Consider the following 24,672-nt stretch of genomic DNA (forward strand, 5'->3'; position numbering starts at 1 on the left):
CAAGAACAAGGAAGGCGCCGTCAAGTTCCTGAAGTGGCTGGCAACGGAAGATGCGGCGCTGACCTATGCAAAGAGCGGCGGTTCGCCGGCACTGACGCCTGAGGTCGTGGCGAAGGTCGCTTCCGAGCGCCCCGATCTCGTCAAGCTCGGCGAATTCGCCAGCAAGTACGGCTATGTCATGACCGGCGCCACCTCGGCCAATGCCCTCTCGGTCTACGAGCTGCAGGCCAAGGAATTCACCGGCTACTGGTCCGGCCAGCAGAGCCTCGAGGATGCGCTTGCCCATACCAAGGCGGGCATGCAGGATCTCCTCAAGAAGTAACCTGATCCGGATGCCGGATCGTCCCGGCATCCCTCCCATCCGGCGGAGCGACATGGCTATCGTAACACGTGCCGAAGGCAGGGCCTACCTGACGCCGCTGGTCGGCTTCCTGCTGCTTTTTCTGGGCTTTCCGGCTCTCGTCAATCTCGTCTATTCGGTCTCGACGGTCGGGTTCCAGAACCTGCGCAGCCCTGAACTCAGTGGTTTCGGCAATTACCTCGCGGTCGTGCAGGACCGCACCTTCTGGCAGGCGACCTTCTTTTCCTTCCGCTTCGGCATGCTGACGGCGGTTGCCGAATGCCTGATCGGCCTTTTCCTGGCGATCTTCCTGGCACCGCTGCTTGCCAAGCGTTCGGCGCTGATGGCGCCGCTGATGCTGCCGCTTATGGTCGCGCCGGCGATGATCGGTCTGATGTACCGGCTCGTGCTGCATGAGTTTGCCGGCCCCGTGCCCTACTATCTCTTCATGTGGTTCGGCGACAGCCCGGCCTTCCTCGACGTCAACAACGCCTTCAAGACCCTTGTCGTCGTCGAGACGCTGCAGTGGACCCCGTTCGCCTTCCTGCTTTTCTACGTCGCCTATTCGGCAATCCCGCTCGATGTCCGCGAGGCAGCTTCGCTCGACGGCGCCTCGGCCTGGCGCATCCTCTGGTGGATCGATCTGCCGCTGATGATGCCGACGCTCGTCATCGCCTTCTTCATCCGCTTCATCGATGGCTTCCGCGTCTTCGACAATGTCTATGCGCTGACCGGCAGCGGCGCCGGGGGATCCACGACGTCGCTGTCGATCTACATCTATCAGGCCTTCTTCAAGGACGGTTCGATCGGCAAGGCGGTGGCGGCATCCGTCGTGCTGTTCATCGCCTCGCTTGCCGTTCTCTACGGGCTGAACTGGCTCGCCGGCCGCAGGAGGAAGGCAGCATGATCAACGCGCTCCGCTGGATCGTCTTCGCAATTGCCGCCGTTGCGATGAACTTCCCCATCATCGTCACCCTGGTCACCTCGTTCAAGAGCGCACGTGAGCTCTCGAGCAATGCCGGCCTCTGGATCAACCAGCCGACGCTCGCGAACTATGCGCGCATCCTCACCGAGACGGACCGCTTCAATATCTATGCCTATCTCCTGAACAGCACGATCGCTGCGACTCTCGGCACGGCGCTCGCCATCGCCCTCTGCCTGCCGGCCGCCTATGCCATCGCCCGCAGCGAGGTCGGCCGGCGGATCATGATGCCGCTGGTGATCAACCTGCGCGCCGTGCCGCTGATCATCTTCGCCATCCCGCTCTACATGATGTATCAGTGGCTCGGGCTGCTCGACACCCAGCTCGGCCTCGGCCTGATCCTGACGATCGTCAACATCCCGCTCGCCCTCGTCATGCTGGTCAATGCCATCAACGACGTGCCGCTTGAACTCGACGAGGCCGCCCGCATCGACGGCGCCTCCTCATTCCAGGCGATGGTCAGCATCATCACGCCCGTCATCCGCCCGGCACTCGTCACCGCCTTCATCTTCGGCTTCATCACCGCCTGGAACGAGTTCCTGTTCGGCCTGATGCTGACGACGAACAAGGCAGTGCCGATGACCGTCGGCGCCTCCTTCTTCTTCGCCGCCAGCGGCGGCGGCGTGCAATGGGGCGTCGCCTCGGCGGTCATGGCGCTTGGCGCGCTGCCGCCTGCTCTGCTCGGACTGCTGATGTATCGGCAGATATCGGGTTCGATGACGGCCGGTGCCGTCAAGGGCTGACGCTGCCTGATGTCGACGATGAAACGGCCCCTCGAATGCAGGGGGACCGGAAGCGCGAACGGACCGGGCAAGCGTTGATCACGCCACCCCGGGCCGAGGGATCATCCAATAGATGGCGCAAGAAGCTCGACGGTGGGAAAGTAGGTGCGGTATCTTGCAACATCGCGCGTCAGAAGCGGCATCTGTCCGACAGCGGCATGCGCGCCGATGAAAAAGTCCGGCAATACTCCGGTCCTTGAGCCGCCAGCACGTCGGTAGTTCGTGAATGCCTTCGCCGCCAGGAAAAGCGCCGGGCGGGGAATGGATAGCATTGCAATCCCCGCGGATTGTACAAACTCATCAAGTTCCTCGATGCGCTCATAGCGGACCGACAGTTCTGCATAGATGACATCATTGATGTAGAGAGGCCCTTGAAGGCTTGCAGCCTCCAGCTGTTCCATTGACCAATCGGCCCAAACTCGATCATTGGTCGCCAGATCGAGCAGAACGTTGGTATCGACCAGTGTCAAGCATCACCACGTGTCATTGCCATAATGGAATCGGTGTCCAAACCTTTCCCGGCATGGCCTCGCAATAACTTGAATCGGCTGGCGCTCTGGGTCCTGTCGGCTCGTGCAATCACCACGCTGCCATCCGCCGCGCGATAAAATTCGACTTCACTCCCGGGAACGATCCCGAGCAGTTCGCGAACTGCCTTCGGTATGGTCACTTGGCCTTTTGCCGTCACGGTCGTCATGTCTAAGGTCCCGTAATACTCGGTAAGACAGAGGTATTACTTTTGATCGCTGCTTTCAAGTTATCGCTCTCGAAACGTGTTGACGAAGGATCGCCGGCAACCCATCTCAACGCCATGCGAAAAGAACAGAAGAATGACGTCGAACTCCTCAAGACGTGGCGGCTCGCGTCGGCAGCGACCATGGGATCGGCGGTTCGCGCCAAGGGCATCCTTCTGGAGCTCCGGGCACGGGTTCCAGCCGCCGTGAAGAAGTCGCTTGATCTCGATGCGGGCGAAATCACCCTCGTGATGCCCGCCAGCCAGAAGACCGAATTCCACGCTGTATCGGCTATGGTCAGCAAGGTGCTCGACGGCATCGAGCAGTTAGCGGTAATCCCGCGCGAGATCCAGGACATCCTGACGATCACGACCAGCGAGCGCCATCGCTGGCTGGCGGACGGCCGGCTGCCGAGTGCGGGAACACGAACCGTCCGGCTGAACGGCCGCGCCCGCCGGATCACCTTTCACGTGTTCGATCCGAAGGTTGTCGTGGATATTCTGGATCGAGGTGCAGTGGATGAATGGCGCGAGGAAGACGCGATTGCCAAAGCCGAAAATCGGCGCCGCGCCGCATATCAGGCGAAGCTGACCCGATCGCTGAAAAAGAGTAAGGCGAAAAAGGCTGAGACCACGACCGACGCCAATTCACCGAAACTGGAAGGCTGGGAAGAATTCGGACGCGACGGTTTCTTGAAGTAGGTTCCGATCCAGGTCTCTAAGCGAAATACGCCCGGGCAAAGAATACCGTCGTCGTTGCTACCGCGAGCACAATGGTGAGAGCCCTGATCGCAGAAGCCGGCAGTTTCCGGCCGATATGCGCTCCCGCCCAGCCGCCGAGCAGCGCCCCGATCAACATGGGCAGGCATTGAGACCAGGCAATCGCCCCGGCTGCGACGAAAACGATGACGGCCACCGCGTTCGCGGCCGTGACCATCAGCATCCGCATCGGGTTCAATTCCTTGATCTCCCCTCCACCGAAGACACTCCAGGCCGCCAGCATCATCAGGCCGACCGCTCCACCGAAGTAGCCGCCATAGACGCCGAGCAAGAACTGGACGGGCACGATGGTCGAGGTTCGGGCTGAAGCACGGCTCCGGAAGACCGCGCTGATCCGCCGCCCGAAAACCAGCATGAGCGTAGCGATCAGCAGCAGCCAGGGGAGGATGGCGTCGAAGACACTGGAAGGCGTCAATAGCAGCAGCACGCTGCCACAGAGCCCTCCGAGGACCGTTGCAAGCGCAATCGGCAAGACCGGCACACCGCAGACTTTGCCGAACCCGTCGCGATAGATCCAGGAACTCGCCAATCCGCCCGGGAAAAGGGAAAATGTGCTCGTCGCGTTGGCTGCGACCGACGGTACTCCGACCGAAATCAGCGCCGGCAGAGACACGAAGGACCCGCCACCGGCCAACGCATTCATGCTGCCCGCCAGCATCCCCGCGAACAACAGAAGCAACATATCATTCATCGAAACTGCCAGGATTTGCATGTGGGCGCGTCGTACGGATGATGGTCTATCATCGCACGCGCGTCGAGGCGAGACCGCATGGGTGTAGTCCTGTCCCCGACTGGCTCTGGGGCACTAGCCGACGCTATAACCGCCATCGACAGGCAAGGTCACACCCGTGACGAAATTCGCAGCCGGCGAGCAGAGGAACAAGATCGGCCCGACCAGATCGTCGGCCGTGCCCCAGCGCTTGAGAGCTGACCGGTCAGCGATCTTCGCCTCGCTCTCCGGAACCGACCAGAGCGGCCTCGTCATTTCGGTCCGGTGGTAGCCAGGGGCGACGGCGTTCACGCGCACGCCGTCTCGGCCATATTTATGCGCCATCGCGCGCGTCAGACCGACAATCCCCGTCTTGCTTGCCGTGTAGGACGGCACGCTCTCGTCTGCCAGATAGCTCAGCATCGAGGCAAAGTTGATGATGCTGCCATTGCTGCGCTTCAACAACGGAAAAGCGGCGCGCGCCAGACGCATTGCGCTTGGTGTCCGGGATCGTCAGCTTGTTGTCGATGTCATTGACGACGAAAACGGCAAGGATCTTTGCAGGCCGCGTTTTGCTCGCATTGGCGCTGACCCGGTGACGGTCGCCTGGCATCTCAGTCCAGTTCCCCCTATCCGGCAAGTCACTTCAGGTCCGTCATTGACCTGTATGCGAACCGATCCTTCGATCACCGTCGCGTAGATGATCGCGGATTTTGCACGCGCGTGGGATGGTGAGTAGCCGCCAGGTCAACCGTCACGCCCTTGATACTCTTGCCGTGCACGCCGGGTACCGGGTGCTCGTAGACTTGGATGACCTTGGCATTTTTCGCACCCGGAACGGCCAAGCCATCATCGGAGGCATGGAGCGGTGGCGCATGCTTGATCGCAGCGGATAGCGCAGGTGCCCAACGGCGACGGCAGCGTCAGCATTCCATCGCTGACAATCAGCACATCGAGTTCGCCCACCCGCAGCACATAGCGCGACGGGACGACCTCTTTGCTCGTGGACCTTTCCCTGCACGTTACTTTGTCACAGCACATGATTGTCTCCTGACTCCTCCGGCGCCATCTAAACCTTGGCGAGCTCGTCATTCGTGGGCCTGATCGTCCGGCGCGTTGTCGCCAGGTGGCAGTGCAGTCCTCAGGCTTTGGAGAAGTGCTTCATCGGTGATCGGCTTTTGGAGATAGGCCAGAGCGCCAAATGCCAGCGCCTGACGCCGAACCGCTGGATCGGACACCGAAGTGATCACGATGACTGGCAACGCCTCGCCTGCAGCCTTGAGGTGTTGAAGCAGTTCCAGCCCGCTGATGCCGGGCATACGAATATCGGTGATCAGGCAATCGAAGCGACCAGGCGAGTTCGCCTTGAGAAAGGCACGCGCTCCGTCGAAAGCCTGGCACGAATAGCCCAGGGCTTGTAAAAGGTTGGAGAAAGCATCGCGGATATCCTCATCGTCATCCACGATCGCGATGACAGGCGGGCTGGACAAGCGGGGGACCTCTGCTGCTGATCTCTGCGGTCTACAATCAAAGCTTGCACTGAATCGCGCCGATTTATAACCATACGAAGGTCTAGGACCTCAAAGCCGAAGATCTCCTGGCAATGCCTCCCACGCCCGGATCAATTCACCGACTGAAATAGCGTTCATCTTGCGCATGAGATTTCCTCGGTGAAGCTTCACCGTGATCTCCTTGATGCCGAGGTCGAACGCGATCTGCTTGTTGAGCCGGCCGCGCGCGACTTCCCTCATCACCTGCCGCTCGCGTTGCGTCAGCGTGCGATAGCGATCGATATACTGCTTGGCGCGCTGGGCGATTGCCCTCTGCCCAATATCTTTCTCTATCGCAAGCGCAACCGCATCGAGCAATGTCTGATCCCGGAACGGCTTTGTCAGAAAATCGATGGCGCCCGCTTTCATCGCTTGGACCGACATCGGGATGTCGCCATGGCCGGTGAGGAAAACGATAGGCTTCGATACGCCCTTTGCAGCTAGCTGGAGCTGCAGGTCAAGACCGCTCGCCCCTGGCATGCGAACGTCGAGCACGAGGCATCCCGGTCGGTCGGAAGGCTCGGATTCCAATAGTTCACGCGGCGAGGCGAAGCACATCGCGTCGAGACCGACGGAGAGCATGAGTTCTTGCAAAGCAATTCGAACCTGCTCGTCATCGTCGACGATAAGCACAATAGGCCGCTCAGTGTCGTTGGCGCGAGTGCTCATGACGGGCGCCCGGCGTCATCGCTTTTGGCCAACGACGAACATCTTGCTGCCGTCATGCGACGCCGCCTCCGATCGGCAAAGTGAAGATGAACCTTGCCCCACGGGGCTCATTCGGCTCTACCCAAAGCTTTCCGCCGTGCGACTCGACGATAGAACGGCAGATTGCCAGACCCATCCCCATGCCCTGCTCCTTCGTCGTGTAAAACGCCTCAAAGACCTTCTCCGGGGCCTCGACCCCCTTGCCAGCGTCCGTGATGTCGATCTGAATCGCGTCTCCCGGCCGATGCACGTGGATAGCCAGCACCCGATCATCCGTGACCGCGTCCATGGCTTCAATTCCATTTCGGATCAGATTGACGAGGACCTGCTGAACCTGGACACGGTCCAGCGATATAGGCGGCAAATCGCTCTCTACTTCCAGCTTGAAGCGAACGCGGCGGCGCATCGCCTCTTCAGCCATCAGACTATGCACGTCATCGATCACGCCTTTCAGCAACGTGCTTGTCCGCGTCTCGTTTGAATGCTTGAACAGCGCACGGATGTGGCTGACGACATCGCCGGCGGAATTGGCATTGTGGATGATCCGCTCCACTGTTGTCTGAGCACGTTCGATGTTGGGAGGCGTGGCACCCAGCCAGCGCCTGCAGGCCTCCGAATTTGCCATGATGGCGGCCAGAGGCTGGTTCACTTCATGGGCGATCGCAGCCGACAATTCTGCAAGGCTTGCAACCTGGCTTGCCCGTGTCAGGCTGTCACGCGCCAGCTGGAGTTCCTCTTCGATGCGAACTTGATCGTCGATGTCGTGCGACAGGCCGAACCACTGCACAATGCGCCCCACGTCATCCCGAAGCGGCTCGGCCCGACCCGACATCCAGCGGTAAACGCCGTCGGCCCTTCGCATCCGATAGTTCAGCGAAAAGCTCTGGCCGGTAGACAGCGAGCGGCCAAGCTTATCCTTCAATCTGACGATGTCATCGGGGTGAAACAGTGTCTCGATTGCGACGGCAAGCGGGTCTGCGTCCGGCCGGAAGAAATCACCGACATCCATGCCGCAGTAGTCGATGAGGCGCCGGCTGAAGAATGTCGGCTCTCCTTTGGGAGAAAGGCGCCACAGCAGGCTTGGCACCATATCGACAAGCTGCGAAAGCTCTCTTTCGCGGTTATGAAGAGACTCGCGGACGTTCACCAGATCCTCGATGTCGATACTTACGCCATACCATTGGATGATCTTCCCATTGTTGTCGCGAAGGGGTTCTGCCCGGCTTTCAACCAACCGATACGTTCCGTTTGCGCGGCGTTGACGGTAGCGGGCGGCAAATGGCGCTCCAGTGGAGATCGCTTCGGCAAATTGGCGATCCAGTTTCTCGCGCTCGTCGGGATGAATGACAGCCAGAAACCGGGAGCCATCCGGCGCGATCATGTCTTTGACATTCAGCCCCGTGAGGTCGATTGCGCGCTTGTTGAGATAGCAGGGGATGCCCTCAGGGGTCATGCACCAGATCAGCGTGGGCACGGCATCGATCATTTGCTGAAGCTGGTGCTGGCTGCTCCGCAGCGCTTCCTGCGCACGCATCTCGTCATCGACGTCAATGGAAATGACGTACCATTGCTCGATCGCGCCGGTCTGGTCACACAGTGGCTCTCCACGGCCATCGACCCATCTGTAAACTCCGTCGGCACGGCGCATGCGATATTTCATCGCGAAAGGTTCGCCATTCGCGAAAGACCGCCGGGCAGTGCTGAGAAGCTCTCCGGCATCATCGGGATGCACGAGAGACGAGATGGCGGCAGCGAGACGGGTTGCGCCTGGTTTGTCCAGTTCGGCCAGATCGGAAAGCCCGAGAAATTCGAGAAGCCGCCTGTTGAAGAAGATCGGCTCTCCGGCGGCCGTCATGCGCCTGATATGAACCGGCATCAGGTCCACGAGTTGCGACAATTCCCGCTCCCGCTGCCTCAAGGAGACCAAAGCCTCCTGATTTTGTCGCGAGATCGCAGCCACGATCAGCGAAGAGAACGCCGAGACGGCCAGGAAAAGCTGCAGCATTACCTGCTTTTCCCTCTGTGTCCCGGGGTCGCCCACAAAATGGCTGGCCCCCGAAATCGTCAAAGCCATTGTGATCAGTGCAAGAAGTGTCAAGGCGACCGCGACGCCCTTGAATTCAAACCGGACGGCGGCCCACAGCAGGGTTGGCATGATCACGTAGGCAGAGGCAAGATAATCGACGCTCAGAGACAACGCGGCGCTGGCGAGAAAAAGCAGCCCCAGGACTCCCGCCTCGACCCACTTCGCCGCGGAGAGCTTGGTCCCGCTACGCCAGTGTTGGATGATCGTCAGAGCCAGAGGGCCAACCAGCAAGATGCCGGTAGCATCGCCGATCCAGAACAGCGGCCAAACGGAGGTGAACGCCTGGTTTTCGACGCCGAACCACGCAAGCGTGGCGCTTCCGACTGTTGCGCTGAATATGGGTGCGACCCCGGCGCCGAGGATGACGAGTGCCAGCACTTCAGGAAGGGTTTCCAACCGAAGCGGGCGGCCGCACACCCAGTTCACCAGCTTGGCGCCAATCGCCGCGCACAGAGCATTGCCGAGATAAATGAGAATACCCGCGATAACCGGGCTATGAAACCAAACGGCCTGACCGAACATTTCCGCCACTCCGCCGGATAGTATCCACCATGGCCAGGAATGGACAGGCGTGAGGATGAGCGTCGCCATGAACACGCCGGCCGGCGGCCAGATTGCCACGGTGATGCCTGGCACAATCGCAAGTGCCTGAGCAAAGCCGCAACCCAGGACATAAGCGGCAAAAAACATCGCAAGATGCGGAAACGGGGGGCGGCGCGACCAGATGTTCATCATCGACTGCTCCTGCCGGACAAGCAGGGGCCGCAGCCCCGCTTGAATCTTATAGCACATTTTTCAGATTTCTGACGGGAGTGACTGATGTCTGAGGTCCACGCTCGATCGTGACATCGTACGCCTGGGAACTCCTGCGGCAAGGCACGTGGAGCCCAGAGGGTGGACGGCATTTATTTGCCGGCTTGGAGCCGAACACCGTTCAGGAATATATCCACAGCAGAGCTCACGATCCGCCGCACTTCCGGCTCAAGCGGCGGTGATCGAAGGCCGAGGACGACCTGCAAATGCAGGTTATCACGGATCATCCCGACGAACAGGCCTGCAGCGCGCGAGTAGTCACGGGGTTCGATTTCGCCTCGCTGCGCTGCAAACTCCAGAACCTCGGCAAGTTGTGAAGCCGCCCGGCCTGGTCCCTGCTCGTAAAACGACCTGGCGAGATCTGGAAATCGATTGGCTTCGTTGATGGCAATGCGATAGACGCTGACTACCGTTGGAGACATATAGATTTCCATGAGGTGCTGGCCGAATGCCGTGAGCGTCTCCTCCAGCCCGCGCCCCTCGATTTGCTCCTGAGATAGGCTCGACAAGGCAGAATCGGCACTGCTCCTAACGATGGCAGCGAACAGACCTTCCTTGCTGCCAAACTCATTGTAGATATTGCGCTTCGATCCGCCTGCGCGCTCGATGATCGCGTCAATGCTTGTGGACGCATAGCCCTGTTCGAAAAAGACCTCAGCCGCCGCCTTTAGAAGCATTTCCCGGCGGCCGACTGAACGCCCTGATTTTTCTGCCACGTACTCATTTCCTATGCCTGATCACCACAACGATGGTAACAATCGTTACCGCCAAGGTCAAATGGCCTCTCAATTGCGCATCGACAAGGGCCGGATCGGGCGCAGCATTCGATGCGATCTCGCTCTACCCACGAAATGGGCACCTAACCTACGGTATAGTCATCGTAGACTTATCGGTCGACCGTACACTTCCCCGGCTCAGTAGCGAAAGCAACCAGTAGCGTCGATGCTTGGCTATGACGCGATCGCATAATCGTGGAAGCACATTTGCCCCCCATGCCGCGACCCGCAGCAACCATTCAGCCTTGACCGGTAATAATCATTACCATATAGGCGAGCGGTAACAATCATTACCGGAGACTCAAATGGCGCAGCTCAGCAAAAAGAAACGCATCAGTTTGGTCTTCTGCTTTGGCGCCGCCGTCATATCGGCAGCGGGTTGGACCTGGGCCGGCTCCAATGGAGCAACCTCGACGGACAATGCTTACATCCGGGGTGAGGTAACCGCCCTGGCAGCGAAGGTCGGAGGGTACGTCACCGCTGTAAAGGTAGCCGACAACCAGGCTGTTCAGCCGGGTGACATCCTGTTCAAGATCGACGATCGGGACTACGTCGCGCGGCTCGCCCAGGCGATGGCCAATATGGAAGCAGCCCAGGCTCGTCTGAGCAATGTGGACGCGGAAACCGATTTGCAACACGCGCTCATCCGCCAGGCCGAAGCACAGCAGCTTTCGGCGGTGGCCGAATTGAACAGGGCCCGAAAGGCATCGGACAGAAACCGGCAGATGATCCGAAGCAATGTCGTCAGCCAGGCGGAGATCGAGGAAAGCGACGCAGCGCGCGAACGGGCGGAAGCCGGCATCGCCGCTGCCGCGGCAAGCTTGGAGGCTCAGCAGCGCCGTATCACTGTTCTGGCGACGCAACGGGGCGCTGCCGTCGCATCGGTCGCCCAAGCACGGGCCGCTCGCGACCTGGCTCAGATCGATCTCGACAATACCGTTGTTCGCGCACCGGTCGCCGGTGTGATCGGCAACCGCCAAGTCCGCGTCGGTCGCCTCGTCGCTCCTGGCGCCGCACTGCTCGATATCGTGCCGGTAGCCGATGTCTGGATCGTCGCCAACTTCAAGGAGACGCAACTGGCCAAGATCCGGCCCGGCCAGCGCGTCCGCATCGCGGTCGATGGCTATCCGGACGAGGTCTTTGAGGGCGTCGTGGACAGCCTGGCACCTGGAAGTGGATCGGCGTTCAGCTTGCTCCCCGCCGACAATGCGACCGGCAACTTCGTCCGCGTCGTCCAGCGTGTGCCAATCAAGATCAGGTTTGCCTCGAATACATTGAAGGGGCGTCTTGTCCCGGGCCTGTCGGCGAGGGTGAACATCATCCAGGAACCCAGTTCATGACCCCTGTCGCAGTCGACCACCCAAGTCGCGAAAGGCCCGCGGCGGATGTTTTTCTGAGCGCGGGTATTCTGCTTGCTGCACTCACCGAGGCGGTCGCGGGTACCGCTCTGTCACTCGGCCGTAACGCCATCTCGGGAGACACCCATGCCACGCCGGATGAGTTCGCTTGGCTGGATGTCGGATATACGACCTTCAAGATGATCGGCTTCATCATCACACCGTGGCTTCTGACGCAGATGAAGCCGCGCCGTCTGATGATCATCGCAACCCTTATGATGAGTGCAGCTTGCGGGCTGGCTGCGATGACAACACACCTGGACCTGCTCGTCGTGCTTCGTATTGTTCAGGGTCTATCCGGCGGCATTCTCCTGGTCGGAGGGCAGGCCATCCTCTTTCTCGCCTACTCCCGACCTTTGCAGCCCTCTCTCCAGGCGATGTTCGCAATGGCCGCTGTCGTTGCCCCAGCAACGATCGCCCCAGCTTTCCAAGGTTGGCTTTTGGACGTCCATTCATGGGAATGGATTTTTCTCTGGGTGGTTCCTTTTGGCCTGATGGCAATTGCGTTGCTCGCGGGCGCCGAGACCCCGATCTTTCCAAAGCCGAAGTCCCGCCCGTTTGATTGGATGGGCTTCTCGCTGATCTCGGTGGCGCTGTTCTGCGCCAGCTACGTGCTGAGCCAAGGGAGCCGATGGGACTGGCTGGAAGAGCCGTTCATCTTCTGGCTGAGCGCGGTAGGCGCGATGGCATTGCTGGCTTTTCTTGGTCAGCAGTCCACCATCGGAGGACGCGGGCTCATTGATTTTTCCGCCTTCCGTTCGGACGACTTTGCCTTCGCATTCATCGTCAGCTTCGTGGCGGGCGCCGCATTGTTCGGCAGCGCCTATCTGATTCCCGCTTTCGCCGTATCCGTTCTGGCCTTCACGCCAACGGAAGCGGGATGGCTGCTCTTGCCAAGCGGTGGTCTTTTTGTCGGCGCGCTCATCTTTGTTGCGTACGTCGTCCAATGTCACCGAATCCCACCATTTGCCAGCGTGCCCTTCGGGATTCTGATGATCATGATTGCCATGTGGATGCTATCCGGCTCGACCAGCCAAAGCGGAGCGGACGACATGATGCCGGCCGTTCTGCTGCGCGGGCTGGGCCTTGGCTTTCTGTTCCTGTCGATAACGCTCATCGCCTTCAGCAACCTCTCCAGCGCCAACCTTGCTTCTGGGATCGGCCTGTTCAACACGGGCAGACAACTTGGCGGACTAATGGGCGTAGGCGGCCTTCAAACGCTGATTGACCATGGCGTTCCCGGAAACACGATCGTGCTCAGTGCACAGGTGACCCCAGGCACTCCAGCGCTCGACGAACGATTGACCAGTGTCGCAGCTATGCTGACCGCCGAGGGAATGGAGAACATCGCTGCGAGCCGCGCGGCAGTCAGCCTGTTCGCGCGGGCCGTCTCCGGTCAATCGACGGTCATCGCCTTCGATACCGCTTTCAATGCCGTGGCGCTGCTCTTTATCGTGGCGGCACCTCTTCTGGTGATCATCAAGATCGGCTTGCACAGGTACGCGATTTCCAAAGCCGCGAGACGCCGAACGGGAGCGACAAAGCATCCAGAATCTTCTGTTCAAGAAGCGGCTTGAAAACAAGGTTGACCATCCCGTCCAAGCCCTGCAGCGGAAACGCAGATGGCTGTCGATCTCAGGCTAAAGAATCCGGCTGCTATCCGTCGGCAAACGTTTGATGGAGGCTGAATGCCTCACCCTACCGACTGCGACCAAAGCGTATGACGGCCCCTCCGTCAGAGAAGCCACACTGCATCCCCGACCTTCAGCAGGCCCGTGGCGCCAGGCGCGCAGTAGACGCCCATGTTGCGCGAGCCGAACTTCATCACGTTGCGCAGGATCTCCGGATCATTATCGAGGCCCTCCTGTGCGATGATCGTGAAGCCGCAGCGTTTGGTTGGGGCGATCACCGTTCCGTCCAGGTCGCCGAGGCGGATTGGCTTGTCGATCCAGCCGAGTTCGGCAAAGCCGGCGATGTCGCTCTCCGTATCCATGAAGATGTTGGGCCGAAAGCGGCGCCGGTCGGGGTTACCTGCCGGGTGGAGAGATTTCAGGTGATCGACGGAGGCGCTGGTCAGGAGATGGAGCGGTGAAACGTCGTAGCGATCGACAGCAAAGGAGGCTGCTTCTCCGGCAGCGGCCGTGCGTTCGTAGGGCCTCGCCTCGACCGCGAATTCGAAGAAGGCGGTCAAGGCTGCCGTGAGGCCGGGCGCCTCGACACTGAGCCATCCGTGATCAGGGACTTGAACCTCGATCGCTCCCGACGGCGCGGTGCGCGATTTCACGAAGACCGCTTTCTGCCAGCGTTTGTCGCGTTCGGGGTGGGCGACGATGCCTGTCTCGGCATCAACGAGAGCGTAGCGCCTGTCACCGTCCATTCCCGTCGCCGATACGGAAACCTCGTCCAGCCGCTCGCCGGTCACGGAGCTCACCGGATAGCGCCAGAGCTCCTTGATCTTGCCGACGCGCCGCATCTAGTGCATCGCCCTGATGGCAGACGGCGTCGTTCCGAAGATGCGCTTGAAGGTTCTCGTGAAATGCGAGGCGTTCTCAAAGCCAACATCGAGAGCAATTTCGATCATCGGCATCTTCGAATTGGCGAGCAGTGATTTGGCCCTTTCCATGCGCACGCGCGTATAGGCTTGCGCCGGCGACATTCCGGTCTTCTCAAGAAAGACGCGCTCGAGCTGGCGCCGCGACAGGCCGACTGACGTGGCAAGTGCCGGAATGGAAATCCCATCCTCCATATGCTGCTCCATGGTGATCATGACGGCGCGAACCCGGTCGTCCTCGTGTTTTTTGTGGAGCGGGCGGCGTGGCTGTATGTCGCCAGGAGACCGCGCCTTCTCGATCTGCAGGACTTCGAGCGCATTGCGCTCGGCTTCGCGGCTGATGCTGCGACGAACGAGAAGGGCGGCCATATCGGCGGCACTGCTGCCGCCAGCGCAGGAGCCGCGGTGGCGATCGAGGTTGAACAGCCTGTCCGAGCGAACCGAAAGACCGGGGAACCGCTCCCTGTAGGTCTTGGCATGCAGCCAGCTGACGCAGGTCTGGTGGCTGCCCATGAGACCGGCATCGGCCAGGATGAAGGTGCCGGTGCAAAGGCCGATCAGCGGCACTTTCTGAGCTGAAGCCTTCTTCAGGAATGCAATCGTCTCCTGATCGACGGGACGCTCTATGGACAGCAGCCCGCCGACGACCACGATATAGTCAAAGCGGGAGGGATCGACGAAATCCGATGTCGGCGCAACCTGAATGCCGCAGCTCGAGGTGATGAGGTGGCGCGTACTGCCGAGCACCTGCCAGTCCGCGAGAACCCGGCCGGAGCGATCGAATTCGTCGCTCGCAAGACGGAGTGTGTCCACGAACAGCGCGAAGGCGGAGAGCGTGAACGAGCGGGCAAGCACGAAGGCGACCTTGAGCTTTGGCATGCTCGTTGTTTCGCCGGATCGAAGATCTTCTGGTCTCATGTCATGCCTCCTTCTGTCGTCGTCACACTATCTGAAACCCATGGGCGAGCGGATCGCGATCGTCGACGAAGATCGTGTTGTGACCGATCACACGCGCCCAGCCGCCGATACTCGGCAGGATGCCGCTGTATCCGCTGACATCGACCGCCGCCTCGACACGGCCCTCGAAAATCGTGCCGATCAGGCTTTCGTGCCGGTAACTGGCACCGGTCGCAAGGCGGCCCTTTCCGTGCAGCTGGGCCATGCGCGCCGAGGTGCCGGTCCCACCCGGCGAGCGGTCGATCGCCTTGTCGCCATAGAAGACGGCGCAGCGGCCGTCGGAACGGTCGTTGGCGGGCCGGTCGCACCAGATGGCATGGTGGACCCCGCGAATCTTGGGATCGCCGGGGTGGACGGGATCGCAGACCTTGGCGAGGGCAGACCTCAGGGCACGGCTGCAATCGACGATGTCGGAGGCACTCATGCCATCGAGACCAGCCCAGTTTTCCTGCGGCTCGATCACTGCATAGAAGTTTCCGCCATAGGAAATGTCGACCGTAAGCCTTCCCATACCGGGCACATCAACGACGACGTCCACCTCATGCAGATAGCTCGGGACGTTGTGCAGCCGGACAGAATCCACGTAGCCGTTACGCTCTTCATAGGTAACATCGACCCGGCCGGCCGGCGTCTCGATCGCAACCCGGCCAGGGAGGCGCGGCGTGACCAAACCCTCCTCGATCGCCGATGTGACGACACCGATCGTTCCCGCGCCGCACATCGGCAGGCAGCCGCTGACCTCGATGAACAACACGGCAAAATCGCAATCGCCGCGAAAGGCCGGATAGATGATGGCGCCGGACATGATGTCATGGCCACGCGGCTCGAACATTAATGCGCGGCGGACCCAGTCGTGATCGCGAACGAAGATCTCCCGCCGTTCGGCGATCGGAAGATGCGGCAGAAGCGGCGCACCGCTGGCAACCAGGCGAACGGGGTTGCCGCAGGTATGCGCGTCGATGCAATGGAAGCTGTTTCTCATCTGCCGATCCTAGTGGGCAATGACCGCCGGGCCGCGATCGCGATCAAGGAGGCCGCGGGTCAGCCGGTCGAGCAGAAGCGCGACGGCGACGATGGCGAGACCGGCGCGCAGACCGAGCCCCATTTCCATGCGGGTCAGACCACGGGTCACCTCCGCCCCCAACCCCCCTGCACCGACGAGCCCGGCCAGCACGACCATGGCAAGCGACAGCAGGATGCACTGGTTGAGGCCGACGAGCAGCGTCTGTTTCGCCAAGGGAATCTCGATCTTCCAGAGGACCGAGCGGGCATCCGCACCGATTGCGCTGCCGAGTTCACGGAACTCGTTCGGGACCTGATTGAAGGCAAGCGTGGTCAGTCGCAGCATCGGCGGGATGCCGTAGACTATGGTGGCAATGATGGCCGGCACGCGGCCGAGGCTGAAGATCATTACGGCCGGGATCAGGTAGACCCACGGCGGCACCGTCTGCATCACATCAAGGATGGGGCGGACGATCGCTTCGAGCGTCTTGTAGCGGGAGCACATGACCCCGAGCGGAAAGGCGATCAGCACGGATATCAGCACCGCAACCGTCACAAGCGCGATGGTCTGCATCGATGCCGTCCAGAGGCCGACGATCAGGCAGAAACCAAGGCACAGGCCCGCAAGGATCGCCGCCCTCAGGCTGACGGCGAAATAGGCAGCGATCACCACCGCTGCGATCAGCACATACCAGGGCACGAAGAGAAGTGCCGCCTCGATACCGGAAAGGGCCGATTCGACAATGTAGCCGATAGCGGCAAAAAGCGGGTGAAGATTGGTGTTCAGCCAATCGACGGCCGGCGCCAGAAACGCACCGGGCGAAAACTGAAGAAGCGAAGCATTCATGACTGCCTCCCTGCCCCGAAACGGGCCGCACTTTGGGTGATCCGGTCGAGCACCATCGTCAGTACGACGATCGCGATCGCGCCATTGATGGATGTGGCGATATCAAGCGTTCGAATGGCGCCATAGATTGTCTCGCCAAGACCGCCGGAGCCGACGATCCCGGCGATGACCACCATGCCGAAGGCCATCATCAGGCTCTGGTTGACGCCAGCCATGATGCTGGGCAGCGCGAAGGGCAGCCTGATCTTGAAGAACATCTGCGTCGGCGTGATGCCGCTTGCCTCACCGAGCTCGATGAAGGCCTTCGGCGTCATGCGGATGCCGAGCGACGTCAGACGTATTGCCGGCGGCATGGCGACGATGACGGTGGCGATCAGGGCGGTGGCCGGACCGTAGCCGAGCAGCGCGATCGCCGGCAGGAGATATATATAAGGCGGCAGAGTCTGGATAAGATCGAGGCCGGGCTCCATGAAGCGGTCGAGCGCCGTGAAGAAGCCGGCAGCAATGCCGATCGGTATCCCGATCGCCAGCGCAAGCACGGTTGCCGTCAGGACAAGCGCAAGCGTGCTCATCGTCTCGGTCCACAGCCCCATCGAAAAGCACAAAGCGAGCGCGATGCCGGCCGCAAGCGCAAACCACTTGTTGACGAGCTGCCAGCCGATCAGGGCAAAGATGATGGCGATGACGTAGAAGGGCGGCAGCTGCAGCAGCCAGAGGATGCTGTCGTAAAGGCCTTCGAGAACCCAGCGGACATAGTCGAACAGCGTCTCGCCGTTATCGCTCACCCATTCGAGCGCGGCGTCTGTCCATTCGTCGAAGGCGTCTGTGAAGCTTGAAATGTCCATGTCATTCAGCTCCTTTTGAAGATCAGGCCGCGGCGCGATCGCTGCCGGACGTTCCCTTGACCCCCATCAGGAGGCTGCGGGGTGTCACGACGCCGACGATCTTGTCGTTGTCGACGACCGCGATTGCGTCGCGGTCCGACTGCATGGTCAAGGTGATGAGCTCGTCAATGTCGGCGTCCGGCGTCGTGCGTGCCAGCGAGGAGATGTCGGAGTTCGGCGCGTGGCGCTGGAATTCGCTGACGCTGTGCATCACCGAATGCGCCTTGATCAGATGCAGCCTGGAGATACCGGCCACGAACTCGGCAACGTAGTCGTCGGCCGGATTGAGGATGATCTCTTCGGCAGTACCGGTCTGGATGATGACGCCATCCTTCATGATGGCGATGCGATCGCCGATGCGGATCGCCTCGTCGAGATCGTGAGTGATGAAGACGGCCGACTTGCCGAGCGATTTGGTAAGCTGGCGGAACTCGTCCTGCAGCTGACGGCGGATCAACGGGTCGAGCGCGCTGAACGGCTCGTCCATCAGGATGATCTCCGGATCGGACGCAAGCGCCCGGGCAAGGCCGACGCGCTGCTGCATGCCGCCGGACAGTTCCCTCGGATAGCGATCGACCCAATCGGCAAGCCCGACGGTTTCAAGCGCGGCTCGCGCGATCTTGTTGCGCTCGTCCTTGGCGATGCCCTGAACCTCCAGCCCGAAGGCCGCATTCTCGATCACTGTGCGGTGCGGAAGCAGGGCAACGCTCTGGAACACCATGCCGATATTCTTGGCGCGCATCTGCCGCAGCTCGTGGGGCGAAAGCGATGCGACATCCTTGCCCTTGACCAGCACCTTGCCGGCGCTCGGCGTGATCAGCTTGTTGAGCAGGCGGATAAGCGTCGACTTGCCGCTTCCCGACAGTCCCATGATACAGAAGATTTCGCCGCGCCTGACCTGCAGGCTGGCGTTCGAAACGCCGACCACGCAGTTGAATTCCTGCAGGACTTCCTTCTTGCCGAGACCCCGATCGTTGATCGACTTCATGGCGGCGGCGGACTTGTCGCCAAAGACTTTCCAGAGCGACTGGCAATCAATCAGAACTTCATTGGTATCGGTATTTGCGGCTTTCATAGCGATCCCCTTGAGCCAATTGGCGCTGGCTTCTGTCTTTGGGTCTGGAAGTGGCCGCCCGGGTCCCGGACGGCCACCGTGCGATCAGTTCTTCTTGATGTTTTCCCAGCGCTTGATGAGATCGGCATGGGCGCCGACCCAATCCTGGACGGCCTGGTCCATGGTCTTGCCTTCGTTGACGGCACCGTTGATTGCGGTGATGTCGGCAAGCGGGACATAGACGCTGGCCATCACTTCGCGAGCGTGCGGGTTCTCTTCGGAGAAGCCCTTATGGCCGATCCAGTAGTAGCTCTGCGGCGGCGGGAAGACGCCCTTCGGATCCTTGAGGTACTTGATCGGGTACTTCTGAGCCATCCACGACGGCTCCCAGATCGTCACCGCAGTCCATTCCTGGCGGTCGTAGGCGGACTTCAGCGCCGCCGTCATCGCCGCGGTGCTGCCTTCGACGAGCTGCAGCTTCAGGCCGTAATCCTTGACGGCGTTCGAAGCGTCGCGCATCAGGCCGGAACCCGGCTCGATACCGATGATCTTGCCACCGAACTTGTCGGCATTTTCGTTGAGCTGATCGAGCGAGTCGATCGGCACGTATTTCGGAACAGCGATGCCCTGGTAGAGGCCGTGCGAGACCGGCGAAATCTTCTCGAGGCGGTTCTTGTTCTTGTCCCAGTAGTCCTGGGCCACATAGTCGGTTTGCGAGGCGAGAACCTGGATGTCGCCCTTCGAAAGAGCTGCATATGCAATGCCCCATTCGGAGAACTCGGTGACCTTGACGGTATAGCCGGCGTCCTCAAGAACCTTCTTGGTGATGCCGGTGATCGGCGTCAGATCCTCCCAGGACAGAGTGCCCATGTTGATCGTCTTTTCTTCTGCACGGGCGGGGAGCATGCTGATCCCGACCATCGCAGCAGCGCAAAGCGCCTTCCACAAAGCCTTCATTGTTCTTACTCCTAGTTCTCGTTCCCATTTTCGTTGAAGCCCTGCGAGCGGCGGAAGCTTCACATTGCGCGGCGACGGATCATCCCTCGCGGCCTGCACGCAATTCCTGCAATCGGATCACCCCGTTGATCCCGAGCCATGCGATCGGCTCCGGCGGCAGCCGCGTGGGCTCCGGGTGGTCCATGTATTGGCTGAGTTCCGGCGACATCGTCCCGGTGGCGAGTTCGGCCGCCATCATGCCGGCCAGAGTACTTTTGACGGTTCCGAGCCCGTTTTCACAGCAAGCCGAATAGACGCCATCTTCGACTTCGCCGAATGCCGGGACATGGTTGCGGCTGAGGCAAAGGCGGCCGGCCCAGCTATGCTCGAAGGGCAGTCCGGCCAGGTCCGGAAAGCGGGCATCCAGCGAGCGGCGATGCTCATCATGCATCTTTGCCATCCGCCGTTCGCCGACCGCGACCTTGGTCTCGTAGGTGTAGCGGGTCCGGATGACGATCCGAGACACGCCGTTCGTGGTGATCTTGCGGATCGTGGCGCCCATGGCATCGGCGGGAAGCAGCGCCCACCTGTCCTTGCCCGACGCTTTCGACCCGACCTCGGATGCGGAGAAGGGCATGGTCATCGAGGCATAGGCAAAGATATGCATCAGGCGGCCGGAGAAATGGCCGAAGTCGTCGATATGGCCATTGACCCCCAGAATGACTTTCGGCGCGGTCGCCGTGCCGGACGGACAGACAGCAGTCCATTTGCCGTCCTTGCGGGTCAGCGCGGTCACCGGCGAGCGTTCGAAAATATCGACCTTGTCTGCCAGACCGGCAGCGAACTGGCGCACATAGTCGGCGGGCTGGATCAGAACTGTTCCCGGCGTATAGAGGCCGCCAAGATAGTAGCGCGATCCCGTCAGCTCGCGCATTTCGTCTGCGTCGAGGAAAAGATGCTTTTCGTTGGCACCCTTCAGGGACTCGCCGAAGCTGGCATTGAGTTTCATGCCGCGCGATGTCGCGGCGGCATTGATCTTGCCCGCCGGATCAAATGTCTCGTTGGACATGCCGTAGTCGTCGGCGGCCTGCCTGGCAAAGGCGATGGCCGAACGGTTCTGAGCCATCTCCACCCGCGTCGCCTCGGCGCCGGCGCTCGAATACTCGCCGGCGGACAGATTGTGCGGGACATCGATCATGAAGCCGGAATTGCGGCCGGACGTGCCCTTGCCGATCTCGCCGGCGTCAAGGAGGATAATCTTTTCGCCAGGCCGCAACATCTGCAGCCGCCGCGCGGCAGACAACCCCGCAAAGCCCGCGCCGATGATCAGCCAATCCGCCGTGGCGTTACCGTCGAGCTTTCTGAGCGGGAAGCGGCGTTGACTGATCGCCTCCCATCCGGAAACGCCATTCTCGACCGGTAGACGTCTGACGGGAGAGGTGATCATCTGATCGTCTCGTCCACGGAGCGCTCGGAAATATCGATCCAGATCGTCTTCAGCTCACAATAGTTGTCGTGCGCGAAAGCCGATTTGTCGCGGCCGCCGAAGCCGGATTCCTTGTAGCCGCCGAAAGGCGTGCTGGCGTCCCCTTCCCCGAAGCAGTTGACAGTAACCACACCTGCCCGGATCTCGCGCGAGAGCCGGATGGCGTTGCGCAGGCTGCCGGTATAGACCGAAGCCGTCAGTCCGTAATTGGTGTCGTTTGCGAGCGCGACGGCCTCGGCAAGCGTGTTGAACGACGTGACCGACAGGACCGGACCGAAAATCTCTTCCTGGAAAAGCCGGCTCTTGGGCGTCACACCATCGACGACAGTCGGCTCCACAAAGGCGCCGTCCCTGGTTTCGCCGCCATGAGCGACCGTCAGCTTTTCCTTCTTTGCGTCATCGAGGAAGGACGTGACCTTGTCGAAATGCGCCTTGTTGACGAGCGCGCCGATGCGGTTTTCCGGGTCGAGCGGGTCGCCGACCTTCCATTCACGCATATAGGCGCCGATCCGCTTCAGGAGATCGTCCTTTACATCGGCATGAACGATCAGGCGCGAGGTCGCCGAGCAGTTCTCTCCCATGTTCCAGAAGGCACCGTTTACGACCTGTTCGGCAACGAGATCGAGATCTTCGGCATCGGCGAGAACCACCGCCGGGTTCTTGCCGCCGCACTCGAGAACCACCTTCTTGAGATTGGAATCGGCGGAATAGCGCAGGAACCGGCGCCCTGTCGGCGTCGAGCCCGTGAAGGCGATCATGTCCACATCCATGTGGAGACCGAGCGGCTCGCCGACCTCCTTGCCGCTGCCGGTGACGACATTGAAGACGCCGGACGGGATGCCGGCCTCATGCGCAAGCTCGGCGACGCGCAACGTCGTCAGCGTCGTGTCTTCCGCGGGCTTCACCACGACCGAGCAACCGGAGGCGAGTGCCGGACCGATCTTCCAGGCAAGCATCAGCAGCGGGAAATTCCAGGGAAGGACGCAGCCAACCACGCCGATCGGCTCGCGTACGATCATCGTCAGCGCGTTCGCTCCCGACGGCGCCGTATTGTCGTAGAGCTTGTCGATCAGTTCTGCGTGCCAGCGCAGGGTATTGATCGTATCGGGCACATCGACGGTCTGGCATTCGCGGATGGGCTTGCCGCTGTCGAGGCTTTCCATCACTGCGAGCTCGTGACGATTGCGCTCAATCAGCTTGGCGAGCTTGAGGAGGACTGCCTTGCGCTCTGCAGGCGAGCGCAGACGCCAGCGGCCATCGTCGAACGCTTCGCGCGCCTTCAAGACAGCATAGTCGACATCGGTGCTGTCGCATGCGGCGATCTTTGCCAGCGTCTCGCCGGTTGCCGGGTTTTTCGTCTTGAACGTCTTGCCGGATTTCGAAGGCGCGAACGCACCGTCGATGAATGCGCCCGTCGGGTATTGGAGATCGGCGGCAATCGCCTTGTATTCAGCGGCGGTCAGCGGTTCATGCATGGCGGTTGGCTCCCGAGGTGATCTGGCCGACCGTGCGCTTCAAGGTGGCGACGACGGTCTCGAGGGTTCGCTTTTCTTCCGAATTGAGAGGACGCAGCGGCGCCCGCACCGAGCCCGTCCGGAGGCCGATGATCTCGCAGCCATGCTTGATCGACTGGACGAACTTGCCGCATTCGAGGAAATCCATGAGCGGCAGCATCGCCATCATGATCGCCCGGCCCTTGTCGAAGTTCTTCTCGACGACGCAAGCTTCATAGAGAGCCACATGTTCGCGCGGCAGGAAGTTCGATCCGGCGCAGACCCAGCTCTTCGCACCCCATGCAAAGAACTCGAGCGCCTGATCATCCCAACCGCAGGAGAGCGCGATATGCGGATATTTGCGGGCAAGCAGGTGGAGGTTGCCCATGTCGCCGGAGCTTTCCTTAATGGCGACGACATTCTTCGACTTTCCGACACGCGAGAAATAGTCCTCGCCCATCATCACGCCCATTCGGGCCGGATAGTTGTAGAGCATGATCGGCATGTTGGCGGCACGGTCGACGGTCAGCGCATGAACAGCATTTTCCCGCTCCGTCGGCAAAGCGTATGGCGGCGTCGAGACGAGGATGGCGTCGGCGCCGATTTCCTTGGCGGCCTTGGCATATTCAACGGAGTCTTCCGTGCGCGTCGCACCCGTTCCGATGATCAGCGGCAGCCGCGTCCCGATGACGTCCTTGGCATAGGCACCGAGATCGAAGCGTTCCTGGCTCGTCTGCGCGTAATATTCGCCGGTCGAGCCGCCAACGATGATGCCGTGGACGCCCGCTTCGATCAGCGATTCCAAGACGGCGGCAAATGCCTTCCGGTCGATCTGCCCGCTCTCATCGAGCGGCGTGACGGCCGGGGTGTAAATCCCCTCAAACTTCACGACGATTTCTCCAGTGAATGCTTTGCCGAACCGCCAACAAGGGCGTCGGCTTTCAGACCTTGCGGCGCGATGAACATCTCCATGTTTTCGCGCGACAGTTCCCAATGCTCGAAAACGAGATCGACGACCGCGTCTTCATCGTGCGCGCTGAGCGCTTCGATGAAGCTGTCATGGTGCTCGACCGCGGTCTGCAGCCGGCGCTTCATGTCGTCGTTGCGCGGACGGAAGAAGGTGTGGCCGATGCGCGCGTGATCGATCAGCAGGCGCCCGAGGCTCGGCTGCAGATAGGCGTTGGCCGACATCTCGCCGAAGATCTCGTGGAAGCGGTTGTTCTCGAGCACCATGCCGAGCGCATCCATGTTGCCGCTCGCCGTGCGAAAGCGCTCCTGCGTCTGCTTGAGATCGGCAAGCTGGGTCGGCTTGAAATTCTGGACTGCCAGACGGCCGATCGCCGCGTAGATCATCGGCGCAACAAGGAAGAAGTTGCGAAGCGTCGCATGGTTCATCGGAATGACGCGCGCGCCGCGGTTCTCCCGGATATCGATATATCCCTCGCCCGCGAGCCTGCGGAATATGTCGCGCACCGGAGTGCGCGAGAGGCCATAGCGCTCGCTCAGCCCTACCTCGTCAAGATCGGTATCCGGATCGAGTTCCATCGTCAGGATCTGACGCTTGAGATCGTCGTAGAGGTCGCTCTTCGTCGTTTTGGCCATGATTGCCGGGCTCCTCGTTTCCTCGATGGAGCAGACCATACACCTGAAAAACAGAGAGTCAACATATTGTGTACTTTGCGTACACATTAATAGTTCACAGAAAATACGACAAGAGTTCGCGGTCCGTCGTTGCCGAGAAGACGAGCGAAAATTCGTGCGGCCGAAGGCGATGAGAATGAATAGGCACATAGAAGAGGTGGAAGG

General features: G+C 60.7%; 24 protein-coding genes and 2 pseudogenes. 6 read left to right on the plus strand and 20 right to left on the minus strand.

Features of this window, described 5'->3' with window-relative positions:
* The 3 genes and pseudogenes from ACQZ5H_RS29135 to ACQZ5H_RS29145 form a co-directional block, all read left to right on the plus strand.
* Window positions 1-322 (plus strand): annotated as a pseudogene (locus tag ACQZ5H_RS29135) (sugar ABC transporter substrate-binding protein); the annotation flags it as partial.
* A gap of 52 nt (window positions 323-374) precedes the next feature.
* A complete protein-coding gene (locus tag ACQZ5H_RS29140; RefSeq protein WP_449099752.1) occupies window positions 375-1,247 on the plus strand; it encodes a carbohydrate ABC transporter permease in 873 nt (290 codons plus the stop codon).
* Window positions 1,244-2,065 carry a carbohydrate ABC transporter permease gene (locus ACQZ5H_RS29145; RefSeq protein ID WP_449099753.1) on the plus strand — a complete coding sequence of 274 codons (822 nt, stop codon included), beginning with the start codon at window positions 1,244-1,246 and terminating at the stop codon, window positions 2,063-2,065. Before ACQZ5H_RS29140 ends, ACQZ5H_RS29145 begins: the two co-directional genes overlap by 4 nt.
* 101 nt (window positions 2,066-2,166) lie before the next feature.
* Here the strand turns inward: ACQZ5H_RS29145 and ACQZ5H_RS29150 are convergent, their stop codons facing one another.
* Both ACQZ5H_RS29150 and ACQZ5H_RS29155 read right to left on the minus strand, forming a co-directional pair.
* Window positions 2,167-2,574 (minus strand): type II toxin-antitoxin system VapC family toxin, encoded by a 408-nt coding sequence (locus ACQZ5H_RS29150; RefSeq protein WP_449099754.1) that lies wholly within the window; start codon window positions 2,572-2,574, stop codon window positions 2,167-2,169.
* Window positions 2,571-2,801, minus strand: a complete 231-nt coding sequence (locus ACQZ5H_RS29155; protein ID WP_449099755.1) for an AbrB/MazE/SpoVT family DNA-binding domain-containing protein — start codon at window positions 2,799-2,801, stop codon at window positions 2,571-2,573. Before ACQZ5H_RS29155 ends, ACQZ5H_RS29150 begins: the two co-directional genes overlap by 4 nt.
* A 114-nt stretch (window positions 2,802-2,915) precedes the next feature.
* Between ACQZ5H_RS29155 and ACQZ5H_RS29160 the strand changes: the two genes are divergently transcribed.
* On the plus strand, window positions 2,916-3,539 hold the full coding sequence (locus tag ACQZ5H_RS29160) for a hypothetical protein (protein WP_449099850.1): 624 nt from the start codon (window positions 2,916-2,918) through the stop codon (window positions 3,537-3,539).
* Window positions 3,540-3,555: 16 nt separating this feature from the next.
* On the opposite strand, the gene ACQZ5H_RS29165 is transcribed toward ACQZ5H_RS29160, so the two are convergent.
* From ACQZ5H_RS29165 to ACQZ5H_RS29195, 7 genes and pseudogenes are all read right to left on the minus strand, one after another.
* Window positions 3,556-4,308 carry a sulfite exporter TauE/SafE family protein gene (locus tag ACQZ5H_RS29165; protein WP_449099851.1) on the minus strand — a complete coding sequence of 251 codons (753 nt, stop codon included), beginning with the start codon at window positions 4,306-4,308 and terminating at the stop codon, window positions 3,556-3,558.
* A gap of 114 nt (window positions 4,309-4,422) precedes the next feature.
* Window positions 4,423-4,818: an SDR family NAD(P)-dependent oxidoreductase gene (locus tag ACQZ5H_RS29170; protein WP_449099756.1), complete on the minus strand. Its 396-nt coding sequence runs from the start codon at window positions 4,816-4,818 to the stop codon at window positions 4,423-4,425.
* Window positions 4,819-4,828: 10 nt separating this feature from the next.
* Window positions 4,829-5,210, minus strand: a pseudogene (locus tag ACQZ5H_RS29175) (cupin domain-containing protein); the annotation flags it as partial.
* Window positions 5,211-5,414: 204 nt separating this feature from the next.
* Window positions 5,415-5,816, minus strand: coding sequence for a response regulator transcription factor (locus ACQZ5H_RS29180; protein ID WP_449099757.1), 402 nt, complete (start codon window positions 5,814-5,816; stop codon window positions 5,415-5,417).
* 90 nt (window positions 5,817-5,906) lie between these two features.
* The gene (locus ACQZ5H_RS29185; protein ID WP_130284624.1) at window positions 5,907-6,545 is read right to left on the minus strand and encodes a response regulator transcription factor; all 639 of its coding nucleotides are present in this window, start codon (window positions 6,543-6,545) and stop codon (window positions 5,907-5,909) included.
* Window positions 6,546-6,597: 52 nt separating this feature from the next.
* The gene (locus tag ACQZ5H_RS29190; RefSeq protein WP_449099758.1) at window positions 6,598-9,405 is read right to left on the minus strand and encodes an MASE1 domain-containing protein; all 2,808 of its coding nucleotides are present in this window, start codon (window positions 9,403-9,405) and stop codon (window positions 6,598-6,600) included.
* Window positions 9,406-9,575: 170 nt separating this feature from the next.
* Window positions 9,576-10,199 (minus strand): TetR/AcrR family transcriptional regulator, encoded by a 624-nt coding sequence (locus ACQZ5H_RS29195; protein WP_449099759.1) that lies wholly within the window; start codon window positions 10,197-10,199, stop codon window positions 9,576-9,578.
* Between the two features lie 365 nt (window positions 10,200-10,564).
* Here ACQZ5H_RS29195 and ACQZ5H_RS29200 point away from each other — a divergent pair, with 365 nt between their 5' ends.
* Together ACQZ5H_RS29200 and ACQZ5H_RS29205 are read left to right on the plus strand one after the other, a co-directional pair.
* On the plus strand, window positions 10,565-11,599 hold the full coding sequence (locus ACQZ5H_RS29200; RefSeq protein WP_449099760.1) for an HlyD family secretion protein: 1,035 nt from the start codon (window positions 10,565-10,567) through the stop codon (window positions 11,597-11,599).
* Window positions 11,596-13,233 carry an MFS transporter gene (locus ACQZ5H_RS29205; RefSeq protein ID WP_449099761.1) on the plus strand — a complete coding sequence of 546 codons (1,638 nt, stop codon included), beginning with the start codon at window positions 11,596-11,598 and terminating at the stop codon, window positions 13,231-13,233. The genes ACQZ5H_RS29200 and ACQZ5H_RS29205 overlap by 4 nt, the downstream gene beginning before the upstream one ends.
* A gap of 158 nt (window positions 13,234-13,391) precedes the next feature.
* Here ACQZ5H_RS29205 and ACQZ5H_RS29210 read toward each other — a convergent pair whose 3' ends face one another.
* The 11 genes from ACQZ5H_RS29210 to ACQZ5H_RS29260 all read right to left on the minus strand — a co-directional run bounded on the left by ACQZ5H_RS29210 (window position 13,392) and on the right by ACQZ5H_RS29260 (window position 24,468).
* Entirely contained in the window at window positions 13,392-14,129 is a 738-nt protein-coding gene (locus ACQZ5H_RS29210; protein ID WP_449099762.1) for an MOSC domain-containing protein, read from the minus strand.
* Window positions 14,130-15,125 carry a GlxA family transcriptional regulator gene (locus ACQZ5H_RS29215; RefSeq protein WP_449099763.1) on the minus strand — a complete coding sequence of 332 codons (996 nt, stop codon included), beginning with the start codon at window positions 15,123-15,125 and terminating at the stop codon, window positions 14,130-14,132.
* Window positions 15,126-15,147: 22 nt separating this feature from the next.
* Window positions 15,148-16,146: a 4-hydroxyproline epimerase gene (locus ACQZ5H_RS29220; RefSeq protein ID WP_449099764.1), complete on the minus strand. Its 999-nt coding sequence runs from the start codon at window positions 16,144-16,146 to the stop codon at window positions 15,148-15,150.
* A 9-nt stretch (window positions 16,147-16,155) separates the two neighbouring features.
* Complete coding sequence (locus ACQZ5H_RS29225; protein ID WP_449099765.1) at window positions 16,156-17,013, minus strand: ABC transporter permease; 858 nt, start codon at window positions 17,011-17,013, stop codon at window positions 16,156-16,158.
* A complete protein-coding gene (locus ACQZ5H_RS29230) occupies window positions 17,010-17,858 on the minus strand; it encodes an ABC transporter permease (RefSeq protein WP_449099766.1) in 849 nt (282 codons plus the stop codon). The genes ACQZ5H_RS29225 and ACQZ5H_RS29230 overlap by 4 nt, the downstream gene beginning before the upstream one ends.
* 22 nt (window positions 17,859-17,880) lie before the next feature.
* Window positions 17,881-18,972, minus strand: coding sequence for a quaternary amine ABC transporter ATP-binding protein (locus ACQZ5H_RS29235; protein WP_449099767.1), 1,092 nt, complete (start codon window positions 18,970-18,972; stop codon window positions 17,881-17,883).
* Between the two features lie 84 nt (window positions 18,973-19,056).
* Window positions 19,057-19,908 carry a glycine betaine ABC transporter substrate-binding protein gene (locus ACQZ5H_RS29240; RefSeq protein WP_449099768.1) on the minus strand — a complete coding sequence of 284 codons (852 nt, stop codon included), beginning with the start codon at window positions 19,906-19,908 and terminating at the stop codon, window positions 19,057-19,059.
* A gap of 79 nt (window positions 19,909-19,987) precedes the next feature.
* Entirely contained in the window at window positions 19,988-21,334 is a 1,347-nt protein-coding gene (locus tag ACQZ5H_RS29245) for an NAD(P)/FAD-dependent oxidoreductase (protein ID WP_449099769.1), read from the minus strand.
* Window positions 21,331-22,848, minus strand: coding sequence for an aldehyde dehydrogenase (locus ACQZ5H_RS29250; RefSeq protein WP_449099770.1), 1,518 nt, complete (start codon window positions 22,846-22,848; stop codon window positions 21,331-21,333). Before ACQZ5H_RS29250 ends, ACQZ5H_RS29245 begins: the two co-directional genes overlap by 4 nt.
* Window positions 22,841-23,755 carry a dihydrodipicolinate synthase family protein gene (locus ACQZ5H_RS29255; protein ID WP_449099771.1) on the minus strand — a complete coding sequence of 305 codons (915 nt, stop codon included), beginning with the start codon at window positions 23,753-23,755 and terminating at the stop codon, window positions 22,841-22,843. Before ACQZ5H_RS29255 ends, ACQZ5H_RS29250 begins: the two co-directional genes overlap by 8 nt.
* A complete protein-coding gene (locus tag ACQZ5H_RS29260) occupies window positions 23,752-24,468 on the minus strand; it encodes a GntR family transcriptional regulator (RefSeq protein WP_449099772.1) in 717 nt (238 codons plus the stop codon). Before ACQZ5H_RS29260 ends, ACQZ5H_RS29255 begins: the two co-directional genes overlap by 4 nt.
* Window positions 24,469-24,672: the final 204 nt, after the last annotated feature.

Source organism: Rhizobium sp. 21-4511-3d, assembly GCF_053522545.1.

What these genes read in the sequence shown, in the direction of transcription:
- ACQZ5H_RS29240 (WP_449099768.1), bottom strand. Translation starts at nt 19,908, where the DNA reads ATGAAGGCTTTGTGGAAGGCGCTTTGCGCTGCTGCGATGGTCGGGATC.
- ACQZ5H_RS29200 (WP_449099760.1), top strand. Translation starts at nt 10,565, where the DNA reads ATGGCGCAGCTCAGCAAAAAGAAACGCATCAGTTTGGTCTTCTGCTTT.
- ACQZ5H_RS29155 (WP_449099755.1), bottom strand. Translation starts at nt 2,801, where the DNA reads ATGACGACCGTGACGGCAAAAGGCCAAGTGACCATACCGAAGGCAGTT.
- ACQZ5H_RS29235 (WP_449099767.1), bottom strand. Translation starts at nt 18,972, where the DNA reads ATGAAAGCCGCAAATACCGATACCAATGAAGTTCTGATTGATTGCCAG.
- ACQZ5H_RS29170 (WP_449099756.1), bottom strand. Translation starts at nt 4,818, where the DNA reads ATGCGTCTGGCGCGCGCCGCTTTTCCGTTGTTGAAGCGCAGCAATGGC.
- ACQZ5H_RS29140 (WP_449099752.1), top strand. Translation starts at nt 375, where the DNA reads ATGGCTATCGTAACACGTGCCGAAGGCAGGGCCTACCTGACGCCGCTG.
- ACQZ5H_RS29160 (WP_449099850.1), top strand. Translation starts at nt 2,916, where the DNA reads ATGCGAAAAGAACAGAAGAATGACGTCGAACTCCTCAAGACGTGGCGG.
- ACQZ5H_RS29225 (WP_449099765.1), bottom strand. Translation starts at nt 17,013, where the DNA reads ATGAATGCTTCGCTTCTTCAGTTTTCGCCCGGTGCGTTTCTGGCGCCG.
- ACQZ5H_RS29185 (WP_130284624.1), bottom strand. Translation starts at nt 6,545, where the DNA reads ATGAGCACTCGCGCCAACGACACTGAGCGGCCTATTGTGCTTATCGTC.
- ACQZ5H_RS29260 (WP_449099772.1), bottom strand. Translation starts at nt 24,468, where the DNA reads ATGGCCAAAACGACGAAGAGCGACCTCTACGACGATCTCAAGCGTCAG.
- ACQZ5H_RS29250 (WP_449099770.1), bottom strand. Translation starts at nt 22,848, where the DNA reads ATGCATGAACCGCTGACCGCCGCTGAATACAAGGCGATTGCCGCCGAT.
- ACQZ5H_RS29205 (WP_449099761.1), top strand. Translation starts at nt 11,596, where the DNA reads ATGACCCCTGTCGCAGTCGACCACCCAAGTCGCGAAAGGCCCGCGGCG.
- ACQZ5H_RS29190 (WP_449099758.1), bottom strand. Translation starts at nt 9,405, where the DNA reads ATGATGAACATCTGGTCGCGCCGCCCCCCGTTTCCGCATCTTGCGATG.
- ACQZ5H_RS29145 (WP_449099753.1), top strand. Translation starts at nt 1,244, where the DNA reads ATGATCAACGCGCTCCGCTGGATCGTCTTCGCAATTGCCGCCGTTGCG.
- ACQZ5H_RS29165 (WP_449099851.1), bottom strand. Translation starts at nt 4,308, where the DNA reads ATGAATGATATGTTGCTTCTGTTGTTCGCGGGGATGCTGGCGGGCAGC.
- ACQZ5H_RS29220 (WP_449099764.1), bottom strand. Translation starts at nt 16,146, where the DNA reads ATGAGAAACAGCTTCCATTGCATCGACGCGCATACCTGCGGCAACCCC.
- ACQZ5H_RS29230 (WP_449099766.1), bottom strand. Translation starts at nt 17,858, where the DNA reads ATGGACATTTCAAGCTTCACAGACGCCTTCGACGAATGGACAGACGCC.
- ACQZ5H_RS29245 (WP_449099769.1), bottom strand. Translation starts at nt 21,334, where the DNA reads ATGATCACCTCTCCCGTCAGACGTCTACCGGTCGAGAATGGCGTTTCC.
- ACQZ5H_RS29210 (WP_449099762.1), bottom strand. Translation starts at nt 14,129, where the DNA reads ATGCGGCGCGTCGGCAAGATCAAGGAGCTCTGGCGCTATCCGGTGAGC.
- ACQZ5H_RS29215 (WP_449099763.1), bottom strand. Translation starts at nt 15,125, where the DNA reads ATGAGACCAGAAGATCTTCGATCCGGCGAAACAACGAGCATGCCAAAG.